Origin of the sequence: Aeromonas taiwanensis (assembly GCF_000820165.1) — a bacterium.
GTDB classification, from domain to species: Bacteria; Pseudomonadota; Gammaproteobacteria; order Enterobacterales; family Aeromonadaceae; genus Aeromonas; species Aeromonas taiwanensis.
In genome coordinates this window covers 1-16,897 of record NZ_CDDD01000033.1, presented here as the reverse complement: position 1 = coordinate 16,897, position 16,897 = coordinate 1, and the positions used below count along the sequence as shown (strand labels likewise).

The following is a 16,897-nucleotide window of genomic DNA, read 5'->3' as shown; positions in this document are numbered from 1 at the left end:
AAAAGACTTAAGTTTCATTCATATAATGTATGTAAAAACTGTCATATAAATTAAGCACTACTTATCCAGAACAGATACTATATCACGAAGCAATTTTTCTCTTGAGTATTTTGTCAGATCAATATTTTCAATTTTTGGTGGTGGATTACAAAGCAACTTAGCAAGCTGGTCATAGTCTCCCATCGGATACAGAGCTCCATTGGAGCCCCTTTCTAATATCTCACTTGGTCCAACAGGACAATCGGTTGAGATAACGCTGCCTGTTAAAAATAAAGCCTCCACAAGAACAAGGCCAAATCCCTCTCCTTTAGAGCTAAGTACAAATGAACTAGCATGCCTCATCCACACATAAGGGTTGGATTGTTGCCCAAGAAAGACTATCTCATTTGTCAAACCAAATTTTCTAGCTAATTCTTCCAACAGGTACCTATCTTCGCCATCACCAACAATGAATAACTTTTTGTTCAATCCATTATCTCTCGCGATAGAGAAAGCATTTATAAGACCAGAAATATCTTTCGTCTTTTCATCCAACCTTGATACGCTCAATATATAATCACACGATAGAAGCTCTTTCTCTTTTGAAGTTAGAACGGAGTAATTTAGTGACTCACGTTCTATCTTGATAAAGTCAAACGGATTATAAATAACCGATGTTCTATTCCACCATGAAACATTCAGAGGCGCTACTTCATCACGCATATCGTGACAAATAAAAATTATATTATCATAACCATCACATCGTTCTCTAATACCACGCTTTCTCTTCTCGAGATTAATAAAACTAGAGTGTAAAAAAGTTATTTTTTTATTTTTAAATTTTTTAATATACTTATGAAAGTCAGCATCAATAAAATCCACTATCACATCATAGCCAGCAAGAAGGGCTTTTAGCTTTGCTTTTCTATTCAATGAGCGCTTGATCTTGTTAATAAAGTTAGCTTTATTTACAACCTCATCTTCAAGGAGGTATGCATACTGTGCATACCTCATAATTTCCTGACACAGGAACTCCTCCTGATTATTCTTGCTTGTTATTACCAGCAATGAATACTTTCCTGAAGATGACAGTAACTTAATATATTCTAGAAGAACCTTTTCGGCCCCCCCCATGTGTAATCTCTCGATCAAAAAGGCTACTTTTTTCATTTTTCAGAAATCCCCTCCTCACTATTTACACCCTCTAAAAGATGAGCGTTTTCATAGTAAAACCAGCAGAGCACAAGACTCAATGTATAGATATACAATGTATTTTGATGCTCTAGAGGGACATCTGATAAACTGCAGATCAGTATACCGATAGGAACTAATGTCGAGGCAGAAAAAACACCAAAAGATCTTCTAGCTATTACAATAGGATAAATTAAAACAAGAATAGCCACCACCCCACCTAACATTCCTCTAATAAGTATATTTTGCATGAATTGGTTGTGCGCATGATACACCCCATTATTTATATAGAACTGATCAACAATGCCTAACTTCAGTTGATCAAGCCTCAGACCATCTAAGCCATGATAGCCAATGCCAAAAATGGGATATTCTAAAAATCCGAACCAGGCACTCTTCCATGCCATTAGCCTCAATCCCCACGATGTGTCATAGGAATTACCTTGCATCTTATCCAGGTCACTCGTAGCATCCAAGATTCGCTGCTGCACTACAGGGCTGTACTGGTACAGCAGTATCATTGATATGATAAAGGCAAGAATTAAAAGAGACAGTTTTATAGGCTTATGTTTTAGTTTTACAAATGATACGATCATTATGATGAAAACAGCTGCAATCCATACCCCTCTGCTCTGTGATTGATATAGCGCATAGAGTGAGCCAAGTACTGCAACACTAGCGAGAAAAGACACATAAATCCGCTGGCAGGAAAACACAACCATCATGTTTAAGATAAACATGACTAAAGCTGCCTGGGAGAATAAGATGGCATTTGTATACCCCTCAACTCTATCCAAGCCATGATAGTATTGCCACACACTAAGCCCGCCAATAGATATGCCTCCCATAATCACACTCAGCACACCTATATTAATTATTATTCTCTCTCTTGGCAGGAAAAATGAAAAAACTATAACATAAAGTATATTTCTCATGATCCAAGACGCATCGCCATGAATTTGTCTATTAACGAGAATGACCAGTGCATATGCTAGAAAAGCAAACAGCAGCCTTTTGTCTCGCAAACCTACACTTGTCTTATCACCAGTAAAAAAATTAACAACACCAAAAAAACATGATAATACAATAAGAGTTGACATGTATGATGTTCCAGATGGAACGATAAACAAACCACAAAACAAAAATATAATTGATAAGGAAAATAAACCTATTGTCATTCGAACAAGTAGAATTTTGCTGTTAATAGGCATTAACTAATTCTTCCTAAATACATAATTGCCACAAATTTTTCGCCACAGGCCGAACACATCGGTACGGGGGAAGATGGCGATCCGGCGGATCTGAAGCGGGTCCTGATGCATGGCTCTGGGGCCGCTGTTGGTGGCCACAGCATAGCGATAACCGGCGTCGCAGGCCTGGGCTTTTGCGCTGTCGTTCAGATCCCCGTAAGGGTAGGCAAAAGAGAGCAGCGGGTGGCCCAGCAACTGCTCCAGCCACGCCTTGTTTGCCCGGATCTCGTGAGCCTGTTGCTCAGGCGTCAGCTGGCTCAGACGGGGGTGGGTCAGGGTATGTCCCCCGATTTCCACATGCCCGGAGGCCACGATCGCCTTGATCTCCTCCGGTTTCATCAGGGTCACCGGGGTATCGGGGTGGGTCGGATGCTCCACGTCCCAGCGGTTGTGATCCTCGCCAGTCACCACGTAGACCACCGCCTTGTAGCCATATTTTTCCAGCAGCGGCAACATGCGGGTCAGGTTGTCCAGATAGCCGTCGTCCACGGTGATCATCAGGTACTTCTTGCCGTATTGCAGTCGATGGATAAAACCCTTGTCCGCTATATCTGCGAATGTCAGCGTCTCATAGCCGAGCCACTTCATTAAGCGCAGGTGCTTTTCGAACATGGTGATGGGCAACCAGGTGCCATGCACCCCCTTCTCACTGTCATGCTCGATGAAGCGGTGGTACATGATGACCGGCATCTCCCGGCGCAGGGTCTCCACTACGGCGTCCTGGTAGATGGACTCCAGCCCGGTGACCACACCTTGCAGGTCATACTCCTGCAAAACACGCTGGCGCACAGGGTCTGGCACCACCTTGCAGGCCAGCGCCGAAGGAATCTGCGCCTTCAGCCCGGCAAAGTCGATGGCCAGATCCCTGGGGCCGATGTCACCGAAGTTGCTGGCGAGCGCCTCATCCAGATTCGACTCGTCCACCAGCCCGATCGCCTTGGCCTCACCGATGGCAAACGCCGGACGACCACACAGCAGAGCCTCCATCGCCACCCGACCGGCGCCCACAACCAGATCGCAGCCTGCCAGCAGGGCGGGCACATCGTCCATATAGCCCACAAAGTCGACCTTGTCCTGGAACCGGGCGAACCGCTCCGGCACCCGGGTACCGCTGACGACCCGCACCCGGCAGGCATCCAGATCCAGCACCTCATCCAGCAACCGGTAGCAGAGCTCCCCCTTGGGGCCGCTCAGCCGACCGATGATGGCAATCACCGGCTTGTCGTTGTCCGGAGCCGGCACGGGCTGGAACTTGTCGGTCTCGATGCCGTTGCGCAGTACCTGGACGATGGCGGGATCCACCCCCAGATTGTCGATGATCTGGCTGGCGATATCCTCGCACACTGCCACCGCCCGGTAGCCCAACGCATGAAATGCCTTGCGGGAGGCATGCACCGGCTGGCGACCGTGCACCGTGGTGATCATGGGGGTGCCGGTCAGCTTGCAGGCCACATAGCTGCTCCAGCCGGAGGCACGCGAGTGGGCATGCACCAACTGGATATGATGCTTCTTGATCAGGTAGACGAGGTAAAACACGTGCCAGAAACGGCGCAGGATGCTGCGCTTGTTGAAACGCAGCTTGAACACAGGCCCTTGGGTGGGCTTGGTCAGGGTATCCGAGACATAGAAGACGTTGTGACCACGCCGGGTCAGCTCGTTGCCAACCGTGGTGGCATAGACCTCAGCTCCCGTCACTTCGAGCTGGGAGAGAGCCATCAATATGTTCATGCAAGCGCATCCGATCGACGGGTGGCCAGGGCCACCCGTCAGAGGGGGATCAAGCCCGGTTCAGCCAGGCCATGTAATCGGCCACGCCTTCGGCCACTGTCTTGAACTCGCCGTCATAACCGACGCCGCGCAACTTGGTGAGGTCAGCCTGGGTGAAGCTCTGGTAGCGGCCCTTGAGGTGATCCGGGAAGGGGATGTATTCGATGGCGCCTTTCTGGTGATGCTTGATCACCGCCTCGGCCACGTTCTGGAACGGCTCGGCACGGCCGGTACCACAGTTGAAGATGCCGGAGTGCTGCGGGTTCTGCCAGAACCAGAGGTTCACCTTGCAGACGTCGTCCACATAGATGAAATCGCGCATCTGGCCGCCGTCCGGGAAGCCGTCACAGCCTTCAAACAGCTTGGGGTTGTCACCCTGCTTCACCTGGGTGTTGAGATGGAAAGCCACGGACGCCATGGAGCCCTTGTGCTGCTCGCGCGGACCGTAGACGTTGAAATACTTCAGGCCCACGACCTGGGAGTTGATCTCCGGCATCCAGCGGCGCACGTACTGATCGAACAGCTGCTTGGAGTAGCCATAGACGTTCAGGGGCTGCTCGAACTTGGGATCTTCGATGAAGTTGTCATTGCGACCGCCATAGGTAGCGGCGGAGGAGGCGTAGATGAACGGGATCTCCCGCTCGATGCAGTAGTGGAACAGATCCTTGGAGTACTCGTAGTTGACCTCCATGATGAACTTGCCGTTCCACTCCGTGGTCGCGGAGCAGGCACCCTCGTGGAAGATCACCTCGATACCGCCATCCCACTCCTCGAATTCGTCACCGGAGACGATGCGCGCCTGGAACTCATCCTTGTCCATGTAATCGGCGATGGTGAGATCGACCAGGTTGACGAACTTGGTGCCGTCGGTCAGGTCATCGATGACCACGATATCGGTCCGTCCTTGAGCGTTCAGCTGCTTGACCAGATTGCTGCCGATAAAGCCAGCACCGCCAGTTACTACGATCATGGAGTTTGCCTCGCGTACGTTGTGGCCCCGTGTGACTGCCTGTTAAAGCTGTGTATAGTGGGCCAATTTGAAATTGCCGAAAAGTTTATCACGGGCCGCAGGGGGATTCGACCTCGATGACTTTCCCCCCGGGGCCCGGCAGAGGGATCAGCGATGAAGACCAGAGACAGGATCATCCACAGCGCCATCGAGCTGTTCAACGACCAGGGTGAACGCAACATCACCACCAACCACATTGCCGCGCACCTCGGCATCAGCCCGGGCAACCTCTACTATCACTTTCGCAACAAAGAAGACATCATTCACTCCATCTTCGATCAATATGCCCGCCACCTGAGCGAGAGCTTTGCCCCCGCGCGCAAACAGGAGATCAATCTGGAAGACCTGATGGGTTATCTGGATGCCATCTTCTACCTGATGTGGCAATTCCGCTTCTTTTACGCAAATCTGCCGGACATTTTGAGTCGCGACGAACCGTTGCAACAGAAATACCTCAAAGCCCAGGAGCAGCTGCGTGCCACCGTGGAGGCGCTGCTCAGGAGCCTGCGCGAGGGGGGCATACTCGCGGTCAGCGACGAAGACCTGCCGGATCTGGGCCAGACCATCAAGATGGTCGTCACCTGCTGGATCCCCTTCCAGATCGCCCAGGCTCCCCACACCCGCATCACCAAGCCATTGCTCTATCAGGGAGTCTTGCGCGTGCTGTTCCTGCTGCGCCCCTATGTGCAGCCTCAGGTGGCCACGCAGATCCACCAGCTGGAGCAGCATTACCACCAACTGGCCCAACCAGCCGGGTGAGATCTGTTTCACAATTGTTTAATACCAGCATAAAAATTTGAATTTATGCGCAGGGATTACAGTAAAATGTTGCCCATTCTAGGGTCTGTCGGCGTTTCGTCGCGACCGTGACGACGCCGCACCGTACGGGTTGCACGGCCCGAGATCCTGATTACCCAGTCGATACAGCAATGAGGACCGAGGATGTCTAACGGATTCTATCGTCACCTGACCGAGCAGCTCGAACAGGTCAAGGCGGAAGGGCTATACAAGCAGGAACGCATCATCACCTCGGCCCAGCAGGCCCAGATTGCGGTGGGCGGCGAGCAGGTACTGAACTTCTGTGCCAACAACTATCTGGGGCTGGCCAACCACCCTGATCTCATTACCGCCGCCCATCAGGGCCTCGACAGCCACGGCTTCGGCATGGCCTCGGTACGTTTCATCTGCGGCACCCAGGATCAGCACAAGGCGCTGGAGCAGAAGCTGTCTGCCTTCCTCGGCACCGAGGACAGCATCCTCTACTCTTCCTGCTTCGATGCCAACGGCGGTCTGTTCGAGACCCTGTTCGGTGCGGAAGACGCCATCATCTCCGACGCGCTCAACCACGCCTCCATCATCGATGGCGTGCGCCTGTGCAAAGCCAAACGCTACCGCTACGCCAACAACGACATGGCCGAGCTGGAAGCCCAGCTCAAGCAGGCCGATGCCGATGGCGCCCGCTTCAAGCTGATCGCCACCGACGGCGTCTTCTCCATGGACGGCGTCATCGCCGACCTCAAATCCATCTGCGATCTGGCGGACAAGTATGATGCCCTGGTCATGGTGGATGACTCCCACGCCGTCGGCTTCATCGGCGAGAACGGCCGCGGCACCCACGAATACTGTGGCGTCATGGACAGGGTCGACATCATCACCGGCACCCTGGGCAAGGCCCTGGGCGGCGCCTCTGGCGGCTATACCTCCGGCAAGAAAGAGGTGATCGACTGGCTGCGTCAGCGCTCCCGTCCCTACCTCTTCTCCAACTCCCTGGCCCCCTCCATCGTCTCGGCCACCATCAAGGTGATCGACATGCTGGCCGACGGCCACGACCTGCGCGCCCGCCTGAAAGAGAACAGCGCCTATTTCCGCGAGCGGATGAGCGCCGCGGGCTTCACCCTGGCCGGGGCCGATCACGCCATCATCCCGGTCATGCTGGGGGATGCCAAGCTGGCCGCCGAGATGGCGAGCCGCATGCTGGACGCCGGCATCTACGTGGTGGGCTTCTCCTTCCCCGTGGTGCCCAAGGGCCAGGCACGCATCCGCACCCAGATGTCCGCCGCCCACACCCGGGAGCAGCTGGACAAGGCGATCGATGCCTTCATCCGCATCGGCCGCGAACTGGGCGTGATCTGAACCCGGATGATTGATTGAAACAGGGGCCAAGGTTGGGCCCCTTTTATTACCCTCTGTACCCGGCACAGCGCCGTGAGGACTCTGTCATGAAAGCACTCTCCAAACTCAAATCCGAAGTCGGCATCTGGATGACAGACGTGCCGGCTCCCGAGCTCGGCCACAACGATCTGCTGATCAAGATCCGCAAGACCGCCATCTGCGGCACCGACATCCACATCTACAACTGGGACGAATGGTCCCAGAAGACCATCCCGGTACCCATGGTCGTCGGCCACGAATATGTGGGGGAAGTGGTAGCCGTCGGTCAGGAAGTGCGCGGCTTCGCAGTGGGGGATCGCGTGTCGGGTGAAGGCCATATCACCTGCGGCCACTGCCGCAACTGCCGCGCCGGCCGCACCCACCTGTGCCGCAACACCATTGGCGTGGGCGTCAACCGCCCGGGGTCGTTTGCCGAGTACCTGGTGATCCCGGCCTTCAACGCCTTCAAGCTGCCGGACAACATCCCCGACGAGCTGGCCGCCATCTTCGATCCGTTCGGCAACGCCGTGCACACCGCCCTCTCCTTCGATCTGGTGGGTGAGGACGTGCTCATCACCGGCGCCGGCCCCATCGGCATCATGGCCGCCGCGGTCTGCCGTCATGTGGGCGCCCGCCACGTGGTGATCACCGACGTTAACGAGTACCGTCTCGAGCTGGCCCGCAAGATGGGTGCCACCCGCGCCGTCAACGTGAGCAAGGAGAAGCTCTCCGACGTCATGGCCGAGCTCGGCATGACCGAGGGCTTCGACGTGGGGCTGGAGATGTCCGGCGTACCCAGCGCCTTCCAGGACATGATCGACAAGATGAACCACGGCGGCAAGATCGCCATGCTCGGCATTCCCCCCTCCACCATGGCCATCGACTGGGGCAAGGTGATCTTCAAGGGACTGTTCATCAAGGGGATCTACGGCCGCGAGATGTTCGAGACCTGGTACAAGATGGCAAGCCTCATCCAGTCCGGGCTGGATCTCTCCCCCATCATCACCCACCGCTTCAAGGTCGACGACTTCCAGCAGGGGTTCGATGCCATGCGCTCCGGCCAGTCCGGCAAGGTGATCCTGAGCTGGGACTGACGAGCTCGGGGCACATAGCCCCCCGCCTTGACTGACTCATGAAACCCGGTGCATACCGGGTTTCTTTTTGGGGCCACCAGATCTTCCTCTCTCCCGTCGTCGAAACTTTGTTCGCAGATTGCTTAACACTTCACACACAAGCGTTTAAATGCCTGTAACTATTCGGTTATAATCCCGTCGTTTTCTAGGGATAATAAGAGCCTGCTGGGAGTACATGAGCGTGTTGAAAAAACTGAGCTATTTGCTGGCTGCCGGGATGGCGGCCGCCACCCTGTCCGGCACCGTGTTTGCCGCCGATGAGATGTCACCGGAAGCCATCGCCGAGCGCATCGCCCCGGTCGGCCAGGTCTATACCGCCAAGGATTTGGAGGGGATCGCGACGGCCGCCGCAGCCCCTGCCGCCGCATCGTCCGGTCCACGGGATGGCGAGACCGTGTTCAAGGCAGCCTGTTTTGCCTGCCACGACACCGGTGCCGCCGGCGCCCCGAAACGGGGAGACAAGGCGGCCTGGGAACCGCGCATCGCCCAGGGCTTCGATACCTTGCGCAAGCATGCCATCGAAGGCTTCACCGGCAAGGCCGGCATGATGCCACCACGGGGCACTTGCGCAGCCTGTAGTGACGAAGAGATCGAGAACGCCATTCACTACATGATCGACAAGCTCTAAGTATCTGAAAGGGCTCCCATTGCAGCCCTTTCAATCCAAGCACTTCCGACTACGCTTGAAGGTAAGTTGATTCGGGAGCATTGCATGTCAGTCCAGTCCACCACGCCGCCAGACTCCTCCTCTTTGCTGGCGGTCATTTCATCCATCATGGATTTTCCCGCTCCCGGCATCGCCGCCCCCCAAGATTACGCAAGACTCGTTGCACAGCTGGACAGACTCTGCCCCTTGCAGCACTTTGCCATGCTGGGGCTGGTCAACGGTGGCCTGCGCTGGTTGCACGAACATCAGCTGCCCGAGACTTTCAAGCAGCAGCTGGGACGGGAAGAACCCCGCCTCACGGAACAGCTCACCCGGCTCGATGAGCACCAGGGCTGGTGCGTGCAGATCGTGGAGCACCTCGAGGTACAGTGGCTGCTGGCCCGCACGACCCCGGAGCAGACACCCACCCTGCGGCTGCTGCTGGAGTGCCTGGCCAAGCGCCTGCACGAGACCCAGGCCGGCGCCCAGCTGGCTGGGCAGGCCTCCCCCCTCATGCAGCGGGATCCCCACTGGCAGGAAAAAATAGAGAAGATAGGCCGCATCATGCGGCTCGCTCACAACCTGCCGCAGCATGCCCTGTTTGCCCAGCTGGAGGCGGTGCTGCGCCAGATGCTGGCCGTCAGCGACATGTTGCTGATCCGGCTGGAGAACCAGCGCCTGGATCGACTCTACCCGACGCACCTCTCGTATGATGACGACATTCTCCAGGCCCTGTGCCACAGCACCAACAGCATCGAGCGCCACGACGCCGGCCTCTACTGGTACAGTCTGCCCCTGCGCCAGCAACAACAGTATTTTGCCCACCTCATCATCAACACGGCCCACCCCCTGGCAGCCGATGACAGGCTGTTTCTCGACTTCCTGCGCCATCAGCTGACCCTGCTGCTGGAGCTGAAAAGAGTCAGGCAACAACTGGATGCTCTCAACTCGGAAGAGTCCATCAACCAGCGGCTCCAACAGCTTCGCCAAACCAACCTCAGGCTGCAGAAGCGGCTCAAGCACTACCAGGAGCTGGAGCGGCGGCTCCAGTTCAACGCCCTGCACGACCCCCTGACCCAGCTGCCAAACCGGGCCCTGCTGATGAATCACCTTCACCATGCCATGACACGCTACCGCCGTTACCAGAGCGCCGGTTTCACCCTGATCTTCGCCGATGTGGATCACTTCAAGCAGGTCAATGACGCATTGGGACACAGCACAGGGGATCAGCTGCTGCAGGAGCTGGGCAACCGCCTGCAGAGCTGCATCAGGCAAAATGACATGGTGGCACGGCTCGGGGGGGACGAATTTGTCATCTATCTCGACAACAGCCAGCGGGAAGCGGACATCAGCCCCGTGCTCAACCGCATCCTTGCCCGCATTGCCCACCCGTTCCGGCTGCAGGGCAATGAGCTGACCATTACCCTCAGCCTGGGGGTGGCCAGTGTGTCGGAGCAGACCGCCGACATCAGCGAACTGCTACACCAGGCCGATCTCGCCATGTATCAGGCCAAGCGCAACGGCCGCAGCCGCATCGTCATGTATTCCGAGGCCTGCACCGAGCATGCCGGCTCACCGGAGGAGCGGCTGTTCAGGGCCTTGCGAGAAGGCAGGGTCGTCCCCTACTTCCAGCCGGTGATCCGGCTGTGCGACAGCCGTCTGGTCGGCTTGGAGGTGATGGCGCGCTGGATCACCGAGGAGGGGGAACTCAAGGATGCCTTCGACTTCATTCCCCTGGCCGAGCAGTGCGGCCTCATCCAGGATCTGGATCGCCAGATCCTGAGGCGCACCTGCCAGCAGCTGAAGCTCTGGTTGCCGGTTTCGGGGAACAGTCGCTTCAAGATAGCCCTCAATCTCTCCGGCAAGCATCTGGCCAGCCGCGATCAGATCATGCGGCTGGTCGGCATCATGGAGGAGGAGGGAGTCATTCCAGGTTATTTCATCTTCGAGTTCAACGAGCGCGAGATCTCCAGGCAGAATGCCGACTCGCTCACCGCGCTGCATGAGCTCAGGGCCAAGGGGATCCAGATCAGCCTGGATGACTTCGGCACCGGCTTCTCCTCCCTCAACGCCCTGTTCCACTTCCCGGTGGACTACATCAAGGTGGATGACAGCTTCACCCACCGCATGATGAATTCCCCCAGGGATCTCGCGCTGATCCGCGCCATGCGCGACATCTGTCAGGATCTCGATTTCACTCTGGTGGTCGAGGGCATCGAAAACCAGCAGCAACTGATGAAGCTGATCGAGCTCGGCTGTGCTCTCGGGCAGGGGCGCCACATCTCCCCCCCGCTGCCGGGAGCCGACATCCTGCCCCTGCTGAGTCAGACGGGTCGGGAAATGATACCTTCCGACATCAATCCTTCTTGAACATGGCGCGCAGGTTGGCCACCGCCATCTGCCCCTTCTGCTGGCGCTCCTCGGCGCTCACCTGCTTCTGGTTTTCCCACTCCAGGTCATCCTGGGGCAACTCCAGCAGGAAGCGACTCGGCTCCGGCCGGACCGACTCGCCATACTGGCGCCGCTCCTTGCAGAGGGTGAAGGTCAGCTCGGTCTGGGCCCGGGTGATCCCCACGTAGGCGAGGCGACGCTCCTCCTCCACGTTGTCCTCGTCGATGCTGGTCTGGTGAGGCAGCAACCCCTCCTCCATGCCCACCATGTAGACATAGGGAAACTCCAGCCCCTTGGAGGCATGCAATGTCATCAGCTGCACCTGATCCGCCTCGTCCTCCCCCTCGTTGCGTTCCATCATGTCCCGCAGGGTGAGGCGTGTGACCACTTGGGCGAGTGTCATCGACTCCTCGAGTTCATCTCCCTCCAGCATCTCGCTGATCCAGCGATAGAGAGTGGAAACGTTCTGCATCCGCATCTCGGCCGCCCTGGGGCTGGGAGACGTCTCGTAGAGCCACTCCTCGTAGTGGATCTCCTTGATCATGTCCCGCACCGCTTCCACCGGGTTGCCGCGCAGGGCCTGATCACCGAGCCGAACCAGCCAGTTGGTGAAAGCCTGCAAGGCGACGAGGCCACGGCCGGAGAGGTGCTGCTCCAGCCCCAGCTCGAAGCTGGCAGCAAACAGGCTCTTGCCACGCTGGTTGGCGTATTGGCCCAGTTTCTCCAGGGTGGTGGGGCCTATCTCCCGACGCGGCAGGTTCACCACCCGCAGGAAGGCGGTGTCCTCGTCCGGATTCACCAGCAACTTGAGGTAGGCCATGATGTCCTTGATCTCGGTGCGGGAGAAGAAGGAGGTGCCCCCCGAGATACGGTAAGGAATGCGGTTGGTCATCAGCGCCTTCTCGAAGATGCGCGACTGATGGTTGCCCCGGTAGAGGATGGCGTAATCCTTGAAGCGGGTGCGATTCATGAACTTGTGGCCCATCAGCTCGGCGGCGATGCGCTCCGCCTCGTGCTCCTCGTTCTTGGCAAACAGCACCTTGAGCTTCACCCCCTCGTCCAGCTCGGAGAAGAGCGCCTTGTCGTAGACATGGGGGTTGTTGGCGATCAGGATGTTGGCGCACTTGAGGATGCGCCGCTTGGAGCGGTAGTTCTGCTCAAGCTTGATGAGCCGCAGATTGGGGAAATCTTCGTTCAGCAGCACCAGATTCTGCGGCTTTGCCCCGCGCCAGGAATAGATGGACTGGTCGTCGTCCCCCACCACTGTGAAGCGGGCACGCTCGCCGACGATCTGCTTTACCAGCTCGTACTGGCTGGTGTTGGTGTCCTGGTATTCGTCGACCAGCAGATAGCGGATCTTGTTCTGCCAGCGCTCGCGCACCTCCTGGTTGCTCTTGAGCAGCAGGGTCGGCATCACGATGAGATCGTCGAAATCCAGCGCATTGTAGGCCACCATTTGCCGGTGATAGCGCTCGTAGAGCTGAGCCATCAGCACCTCTTCCGGCCCGCGGGCGATGCGCATGGCGCGGGCCGGCAGGATGAGGTCGTTCTTCCAATTGGAGATCTGGCTGATGAGGGCGGAGAGCTTGTCCTTGTCGTTGTCGAGCTCGGTTTCCGTCAATTCTTTGAGCAGCGCCAGCTGATCGGTATCGTCGAACAGGGAAAAATTGGCCTTGAGGTTCAGGCTCTTGTGCTCACGACGGATGATCTCGAGCCCCAGGGTATGGAAAGTGGAGACCATGAGCCCCCGAGCCTCCTTGCGACCCAGGGTCTGGCCAACCCGCTCTTTCATCTCCCGCGCCGCCTTGTTGGTAAAGGTGACTGCCGCTATGTTGCGCGCGTTGTAGCCGCACTGCTGAACCAGATAGGCAATCTTGTTGGTGATGACGCGGGTCTTGCCCGATCCGGCTCCCGCCAGCACCAGGCAAGGGCCGGAGACATACTTGACCGCTTCGTTCTGATTGGGGTTGAGCTTCATGGGCCGGATCTCTTGGCTTATGATGAGGGGCGGCATTGTAGCAGAGATCCCGCGGGCAGCCGAAACCGGACACGGGAGCCCGTCACTTCGTCTTGTGTTTGCCCGCCATTTTCCGGATCATGACCGACTTTTCCAGATGAGATGAGGGGAGCATGAATCAGCAACAGCACGCCCTGCTGCGCGGCCAGTTTCCGGCCTTGGCACAGGAGGTCAACGGCCACCCTCTGATCTATCTGGACAACGCCGCCACCACCCAGAAACCGCAGGCGGTGCTGGATGCGATCAATCACTACTATCGAGCCGACAACGCCAACGTGCACCGTGCCGCCCACGCCCTGAGCGGCCGGGCCACCCGGGCCTTCGAAGATGCCCGCGAGACTGTCGCCCGCTTTATCAATGCCCCTCTCAACCACGAAGTGATCTGGACCCGTGGCACCACGGAGGCGATCAACCTGGTGGCCCAGAGCTGGGGGATGAGCGCGCTCAAGGCGGGGGACGAGATCCTGCTCAGTACCCTGGAGCACCACGCCAATATCGTCCCCTGGCAACTGGTCGCCCAGCGTACCGGCGCCGTCATCCGGGTCATCCCTCTCGATGAGCGGGGCAATCTCGACATGGCCGTTTATCTGACCATGCTGGGGCCACGTACCCGGCTGGTGAGCGTTGCCCATGTATCCAATGCCCTCGGCACCGTCAACCCTGTCGGGCAGATAGTGGCGGCGGCCAAGGCGGTCGGTGCCCTGACCCTGATCGACGGCGCCCAGGCTGTGGCTCATCTCGAAGTGGATGTGCAAGCCATCGGCTGCGACTTCTACGCCTTCTCCGGCCACAAGCTCTACGGCCCGACCGGGATCGGCGTGCTGTGGGGCCGCACTGAGCTATTGGAGCGGATGCCGCCCTGGCAAGCGGGAGGCGAGATGATCGACAGAGTCAGCTTCAGCGGCACTACCTTCAATAGCCTGCCCTTCAAGTTCGAGGCAGGCACCCCCCATATCGCTGGCGCCATCGGCCTGGCTGCCGCCATCGACTTTGTGATGGAACAAGACCGGGGGGGATTGACCCGCCACGAAGAGGCGCTGACCGACTATCTGGTCGCCGGCCTGCGGCAGGTGCCGGGGCTGCGTCTGGTCGGTGAGCCAGGCCAGCGCGCCGGTGCAGTCTCCTTCCTGTTGGAGGAGATCCATCCCCAGGATGCGGCCACCCTGCTCGATATGCAGGGGATTGCCCTGCGCGTCGGCCACCACTGCGCCATGCCGTTGATGGAGAGCCTTGGCATTGGCGGCACAATGCGAGCCTCACTCGCCTGTTACAACAACCGTGACGATGTGGACGCCCTGCTGGCCGCCCTGCACAAACTCAGTGACTTCTTCTAAGGCAGACAACCCGATGAACAGCCTCGCAACCTATACCCGGATCGGCCTTGATCCCGACGCAGATAGCATCCGCCGACAGTTTGCGGCGGCGAACGGCTGGGAGAACCAGTACCGGCTCATCATCCAGCTCGGCAAGCTGTTGCCCGCGCTACCCGGCGAATGGCAGCAGGAGGAATTCCGCCTCAAGGGATGTGAAAGCCAGGCCTGGCTAAAAGCAGAAGTGGGTGAGGATGGCAATTGGCACTTTGCCTGCGACTCCGATGCCCGCATCGTGCGTGGCCTCATCGTCATCGTACTGGCGGCGCTCAATCATCAGACTGCCGATGCTATCCAGGCTTTTGATATGGATGCCTATTTCAGCGAATTGGGGCTCGAGAAACACCTGAGCCCGTCGCGGGGCAACGGACTCAGGGCAATCGTGTTGGCAATCCGGGAGCAGGCCGTCTAACCCGCCTTGTTCAGTGGCCGATCAGGCCTCACCAATCGACCCTGCGCCTTCATTCCCGGCCTCTTTCTCGGCGCGGGCCCCCCGTTCCGCAATCTTCTTCAATACCCGAGACGCGGCGACCAAGCCAAAGGTGGCCGTCACCGGCGTCACGGCACCAAAGCCGGAGGCACAATCCATCTTCATATTGCCATCGCTGGCCGCCTTGGCCTGACAGGTACCGCCATTCCCGTCCGGGTAGCTCAACTGCTCGGTTGAGAAGACACACTCCACCCCGAACTTGCGCGCCGGATTCTTGCTGAAGTTGTGCAGTCGGCGCAGGTCGGAGCGCACCTTGGCGGCCAGCGGATCCTGAATGGTCTTGGCCAGATCGGCCACGGTGATCTGGGTCGGGTCCATCTGCCCGCCTGCGCCGCCCGCCACGATCACCGGGATCTTGTTGCGCTTGCAGAAGGCAATCAGCGCCACCTTGGCCTTGACCGAGTCAATGGCATCCACCACATAGTCAAACTCCCGCTTGATATACTCGGCCAGATTGTCGGCGGTGACGAAGTCATCCACCTCGATCACCTCGCAATCCGGGTTGATGGCACGGATACGCTCGGCCATCACCTCCGTCTTGAGGCGACCGACCGTGCCCTGCATGGCGTGGATCTGGCGATTGGTGTTGGTGATGCAGATGTCGTCCATGTCGATCAGGGTGATCTGGTTGATGCCGGCACGGGCCAGCGCCTCTGCCGCCCAGGAGCCGACGCCGCCGATCCCGACCACGCAGACTTTTGCCTGGCTGAAGGAGTTAAGCGCGCTCTGGCCATAAAGACGGGCAATGCCCCCGAATCGCTGTAGATATTCTGCTTTCATACCACCACCTTGCTTGAGGGCGGCCATTATAGCGACAACCATGGGCGGCGGCGAATTTCAGATAAACATGAAACGGGATGGAGCAACGAAATCAGGCTAACTGAGATGAGATAAAGAGATCGTAGAGACGAAAAAAAGCCCAGTCTTTCGACTGGGCTTCTTGTTAGTGGCGGAGCGGACGGGGAGACGGACAGCGTCCGGCTCTAGCACAAGAGACAACAGACCGGGACCGAGTTGCCAGTGGCAAGTCGCAGCCCCGTCGCCCGTCGGTTGTTTCTTGTTTCCTTATCACGTTTGCAAAAGCCAGTAAGAAAAAAGGCCTTCCCGTCAGGGAAGGCCTTTCAATTTAGTGGCGGAGCGGACGGGACTCGAACCCGCGACCCCCGGCGTGACAGGCCGGTATTCTAACCGACTGAACTACCGCTCCGCATTCGGTTAGCTTTCGCTAAATCTTTTGCCGCTTCTTTATGAGGTGTCATCCTCGCAGCCGGTCATGTGTTTTTCACATCACCGTTTAATTGGGTGCCTGGCAGTGTCCTACTCTCGCATGGCGAATGCCACACTACCATCGGCGCTACAGCGTTTCACTTCTGAGTTCGGCATGGGGTCAGGTGGTTCCACTGCGCTATTGCCGCCAGGCAAAAATCTTCAATCTGAAAAAGCTGATTTAGTTATTCGTTCTCGGTATCTGCTACAAGTCTCTGAACACTTCTTGGGTGTTGT

General features: G+C 57.3%; 13 protein-coding genes, 1 tRNA gene and 1 rRNA gene. 7 read left to right on the top strand and 8 right to left on the bottom strand.

Annotation, left to right across the window (positions count from 1 at the left end; genetic code table 11):
- Nucleotides 1-57: 57 nt before the first annotated feature.
- The 4 genes from BN1136_RS19685 to rfaD form a co-directional block, all read right to left on the bottom strand.
- Nucleotides 58-1,149: a glycosyltransferase gene (locus tag BN1136_RS19685; protein ID WP_082034977.1), complete on the bottom strand. Its 1,092-nt coding sequence runs from the start codon at nucleotides 1,147-1,149 to the stop codon at nucleotides 58-60.
- Nucleotides 1,146-2,270 (bottom strand): O-antigen ligase family protein, encoded by a 1,125-nt coding sequence (locus BN1136_RS19680; protein ID WP_160171621.1) that lies wholly within the window; start codon nucleotides 2,268-2,270, stop codon nucleotides 1,146-1,148. Before BN1136_RS19680 ends, BN1136_RS19685 begins: the two co-directional genes overlap by 4 nt.
- Before the next feature lie 114 nt (nucleotides 2,271-2,384).
- The gene (locus BN1136_RS05870; RefSeq protein ID WP_043763609.1) at nucleotides 2,385-4,148 is read right to left on the bottom strand and encodes a bifunctional glycosyltransferase family 4 protein/polysaccharide deacetylase; all 1,764 of its coding nucleotides are present in this window, start codon (nucleotides 4,146-4,148) and stop codon (nucleotides 2,385-2,387) included.
- Between the two features lie 49 nt (nucleotides 4,149-4,197).
- Complete coding sequence (gene rfaD, locus BN1136_RS05865) at nucleotides 4,198-5,157, bottom strand: ADP-glyceromanno-heptose 6-epimerase (protein WP_043763612.1); 960 nt, start codon at nucleotides 5,155-5,157, stop codon at nucleotides 4,198-4,200.
- Between the two features lie 153 nt (nucleotides 5,158-5,310).
- On the opposite strand from rfaD, the gene BN1136_RS05860 reads away from it, so the two are divergent.
- The 5 genes from BN1136_RS05860 to BN1136_RS05840 all read left to right on the top strand — a co-directional run bounded on the left by BN1136_RS05860 (nucleotide 5,311) and on the right by BN1136_RS05840 (nucleotide 11,496).
- Complete coding sequence (locus BN1136_RS05860; protein ID WP_043763615.1) at nucleotides 5,311-5,955, top strand: TetR/AcrR family transcriptional regulator; 645 nt, start codon at nucleotides 5,311-5,313, stop codon at nucleotides 5,953-5,955.
- Nucleotides 5,956-6,138: 183 nt separating this feature from the next.
- On the top strand, nucleotides 6,139-7,329 hold the full coding sequence (locus BN1136_RS05855) for a glycine C-acetyltransferase (RefSeq protein WP_043763617.1): 1,191 nt from the start codon (nucleotides 6,139-6,141) through the stop codon (nucleotides 7,327-7,329).
- 86 nt (nucleotides 7,330-7,415) lie between these two features.
- Nucleotides 7,416-8,441: an L-threonine 3-dehydrogenase gene (tdh, locus tag BN1136_RS05850; RefSeq protein WP_043763620.1), complete on the top strand. Its 1,026-nt coding sequence runs from the start codon at nucleotides 7,416-7,418 to the stop codon at nucleotides 8,439-8,441.
- Nucleotides 8,442-8,655: 214 nt separating this feature from the next.
- Nucleotides 8,656-9,108, top strand: a complete 453-nt coding sequence (locus tag BN1136_RS05845; protein ID WP_043763622.1) for a c-type cytochrome — start codon at nucleotides 8,656-8,658, stop codon at nucleotides 9,106-9,108.
- Nucleotides 9,109-9,192: 84 nt separating this feature from the next.
- Nucleotides 9,193-11,496 carry a putative bifunctional diguanylate cyclase/phosphodiesterase gene (locus BN1136_RS05840; RefSeq protein ID WP_043763624.1) on the top strand — a complete coding sequence of 768 codons (2,304 nt, stop codon included), beginning with the start codon at nucleotides 9,193-9,195 and terminating at the stop codon, nucleotides 11,494-11,496.
- Here the strand turns inward: BN1136_RS05840 and rep are convergent.
- A complete protein-coding gene (gene rep, locus BN1136_RS05835) occupies nucleotides 11,483-13,495 on the bottom strand; it encodes a DNA helicase Rep (RefSeq protein WP_043763637.1) in 2,013 nt (670 codons plus the stop codon). The genes BN1136_RS05840 and rep overlap by 14 nt on opposite strands.
- 152 nt (nucleotides 13,496-13,647) lie before the next feature.
- On the opposite strand from rep, the gene BN1136_RS05830 reads away from it, so the two are divergent.
- A complete protein-coding gene (locus BN1136_RS05830) occupies nucleotides 13,648-14,868 on the top strand; it encodes a SufS family cysteine desulfurase (RefSeq protein WP_043763626.1) in 1,221 nt (406 codons plus the stop codon).
- Nucleotides 14,869-14,881: 13 nt separating this feature from the next.
- Entirely contained in the window at nucleotides 14,882-15,316 is a 435-nt protein-coding gene (locus BN1136_RS05825) for a SufE family protein (protein ID WP_043763628.1), read from the top strand.
- A gap of 21 nt (nucleotides 15,317-15,337) precedes the next feature.
- Here BN1136_RS05825 and tcdA read toward each other — a convergent pair whose 3' ends face one another.
- From tcdA to rrf, 3 genes are all read right to left on the bottom strand, one after another.
- Complete coding sequence (gene tcdA, locus BN1136_RS05820; protein WP_043763630.1) at nucleotides 15,338-16,174, bottom strand: tRNA cyclic N6-threonylcarbamoyladenosine(37) synthase TcdA; 837 nt, start codon at nucleotides 16,172-16,174, stop codon at nucleotides 15,338-15,340.
- A gap of 350 nt (nucleotides 16,175-16,524) precedes the next feature.
- A tRNA-Asp gene (locus tag BN1136_RS05815) sits at nucleotides 16,525-16,601 on the bottom strand.
- A gap of 97 nt (nucleotides 16,602-16,698) precedes the next feature.
- Nucleotides 16,699-16,813 (bottom strand): 5S ribosomal RNA (gene rrf, locus BN1136_RS05810).
- Nucleotides 16,814-16,897: the final 84 nt, after the last annotated feature.

What these genes read in the sequence shown, in the direction of transcription:
- BN1136_RS05870 (WP_043763609.1), bottom strand. Translation starts at nt 4,148, where the DNA reads ATGAACATATTGATGGCTCTCTCCCAGCTCGAAGTGACGGGAGCTGAG.
- BN1136_RS05860 (WP_043763615.1), top strand. Translation starts at nt 5,311, where the DNA reads ATGAAGACCAGAGACAGGATCATCCACAGCGCCATCGAGCTGTTCAAC.
- BN1136_RS05840 (WP_043763624.1), top strand. Translation starts at nt 9,193, where the DNA reads ATGTCAGTCCAGTCCACCACGCCGCCAGACTCCTCCTCTTTGCTGGCG.
- BN1136_RS05830 (WP_043763626.1), top strand. Translation starts at nt 13,648, where the DNA reads ATGAATCAGCAACAGCACGCCCTGCTGCGCGGCCAGTTTCCGGCCTTG.
- rfaD (WP_043763612.1), bottom strand. Translation starts at nt 5,157, where the DNA reads ATGATCGTAGTAACTGGCGGTGCTGGCTTTATCGGCAGCAATCTGGTC.
- rep (WP_043763637.1), bottom strand. Translation starts at nt 13,495, where the DNA reads ATGAAGCTCAACCCCAATCAGAACGAAGCGGTCAAGTATGTCTCCGGC.
- BN1136_RS19685 (WP_082034977.1), bottom strand. Translation starts at nt 1,149, where the DNA reads ATGAAAAAAGTAGCCTTTTTGATCGAGAGATTACACATGGGGGGGGCC.
- tcdA (WP_043763630.1), bottom strand. Translation starts at nt 16,174, where the DNA reads ATGAAAGCAGAATATCTACAGCGATTCGGGGGCATTGCCCGTCTTTAT.
- BN1136_RS05845 (WP_043763622.1), top strand. Translation starts at nt 8,656, where the DNA reads ATGAGCGTGTTGAAAAAACTGAGCTATTTGCTGGCTGCCGGGATGGCG.
- BN1136_RS19680 (WP_160171621.1), bottom strand. Translation starts at nt 2,270, where the DNA reads ATGTCAACTCTTATTGTATTATCATGTTTTTTTGGTGTTGTTAATTTT.
- tdh (WP_043763620.1), top strand. Translation starts at nt 7,416, where the DNA reads ATGAAAGCACTCTCCAAACTCAAATCCGAAGTCGGCATCTGGATGACA.
- BN1136_RS05825 (WP_043763628.1), top strand. Translation starts at nt 14,882, where the DNA reads ATGAACAGCCTCGCAACCTATACCCGGATCGGCCTTGATCCCGACGCA.
- BN1136_RS05855 (WP_043763617.1), top strand. Translation starts at nt 6,139, where the DNA reads ATGTCTAACGGATTCTATCGTCACCTGACCGAGCAGCTCGAACAGGTC.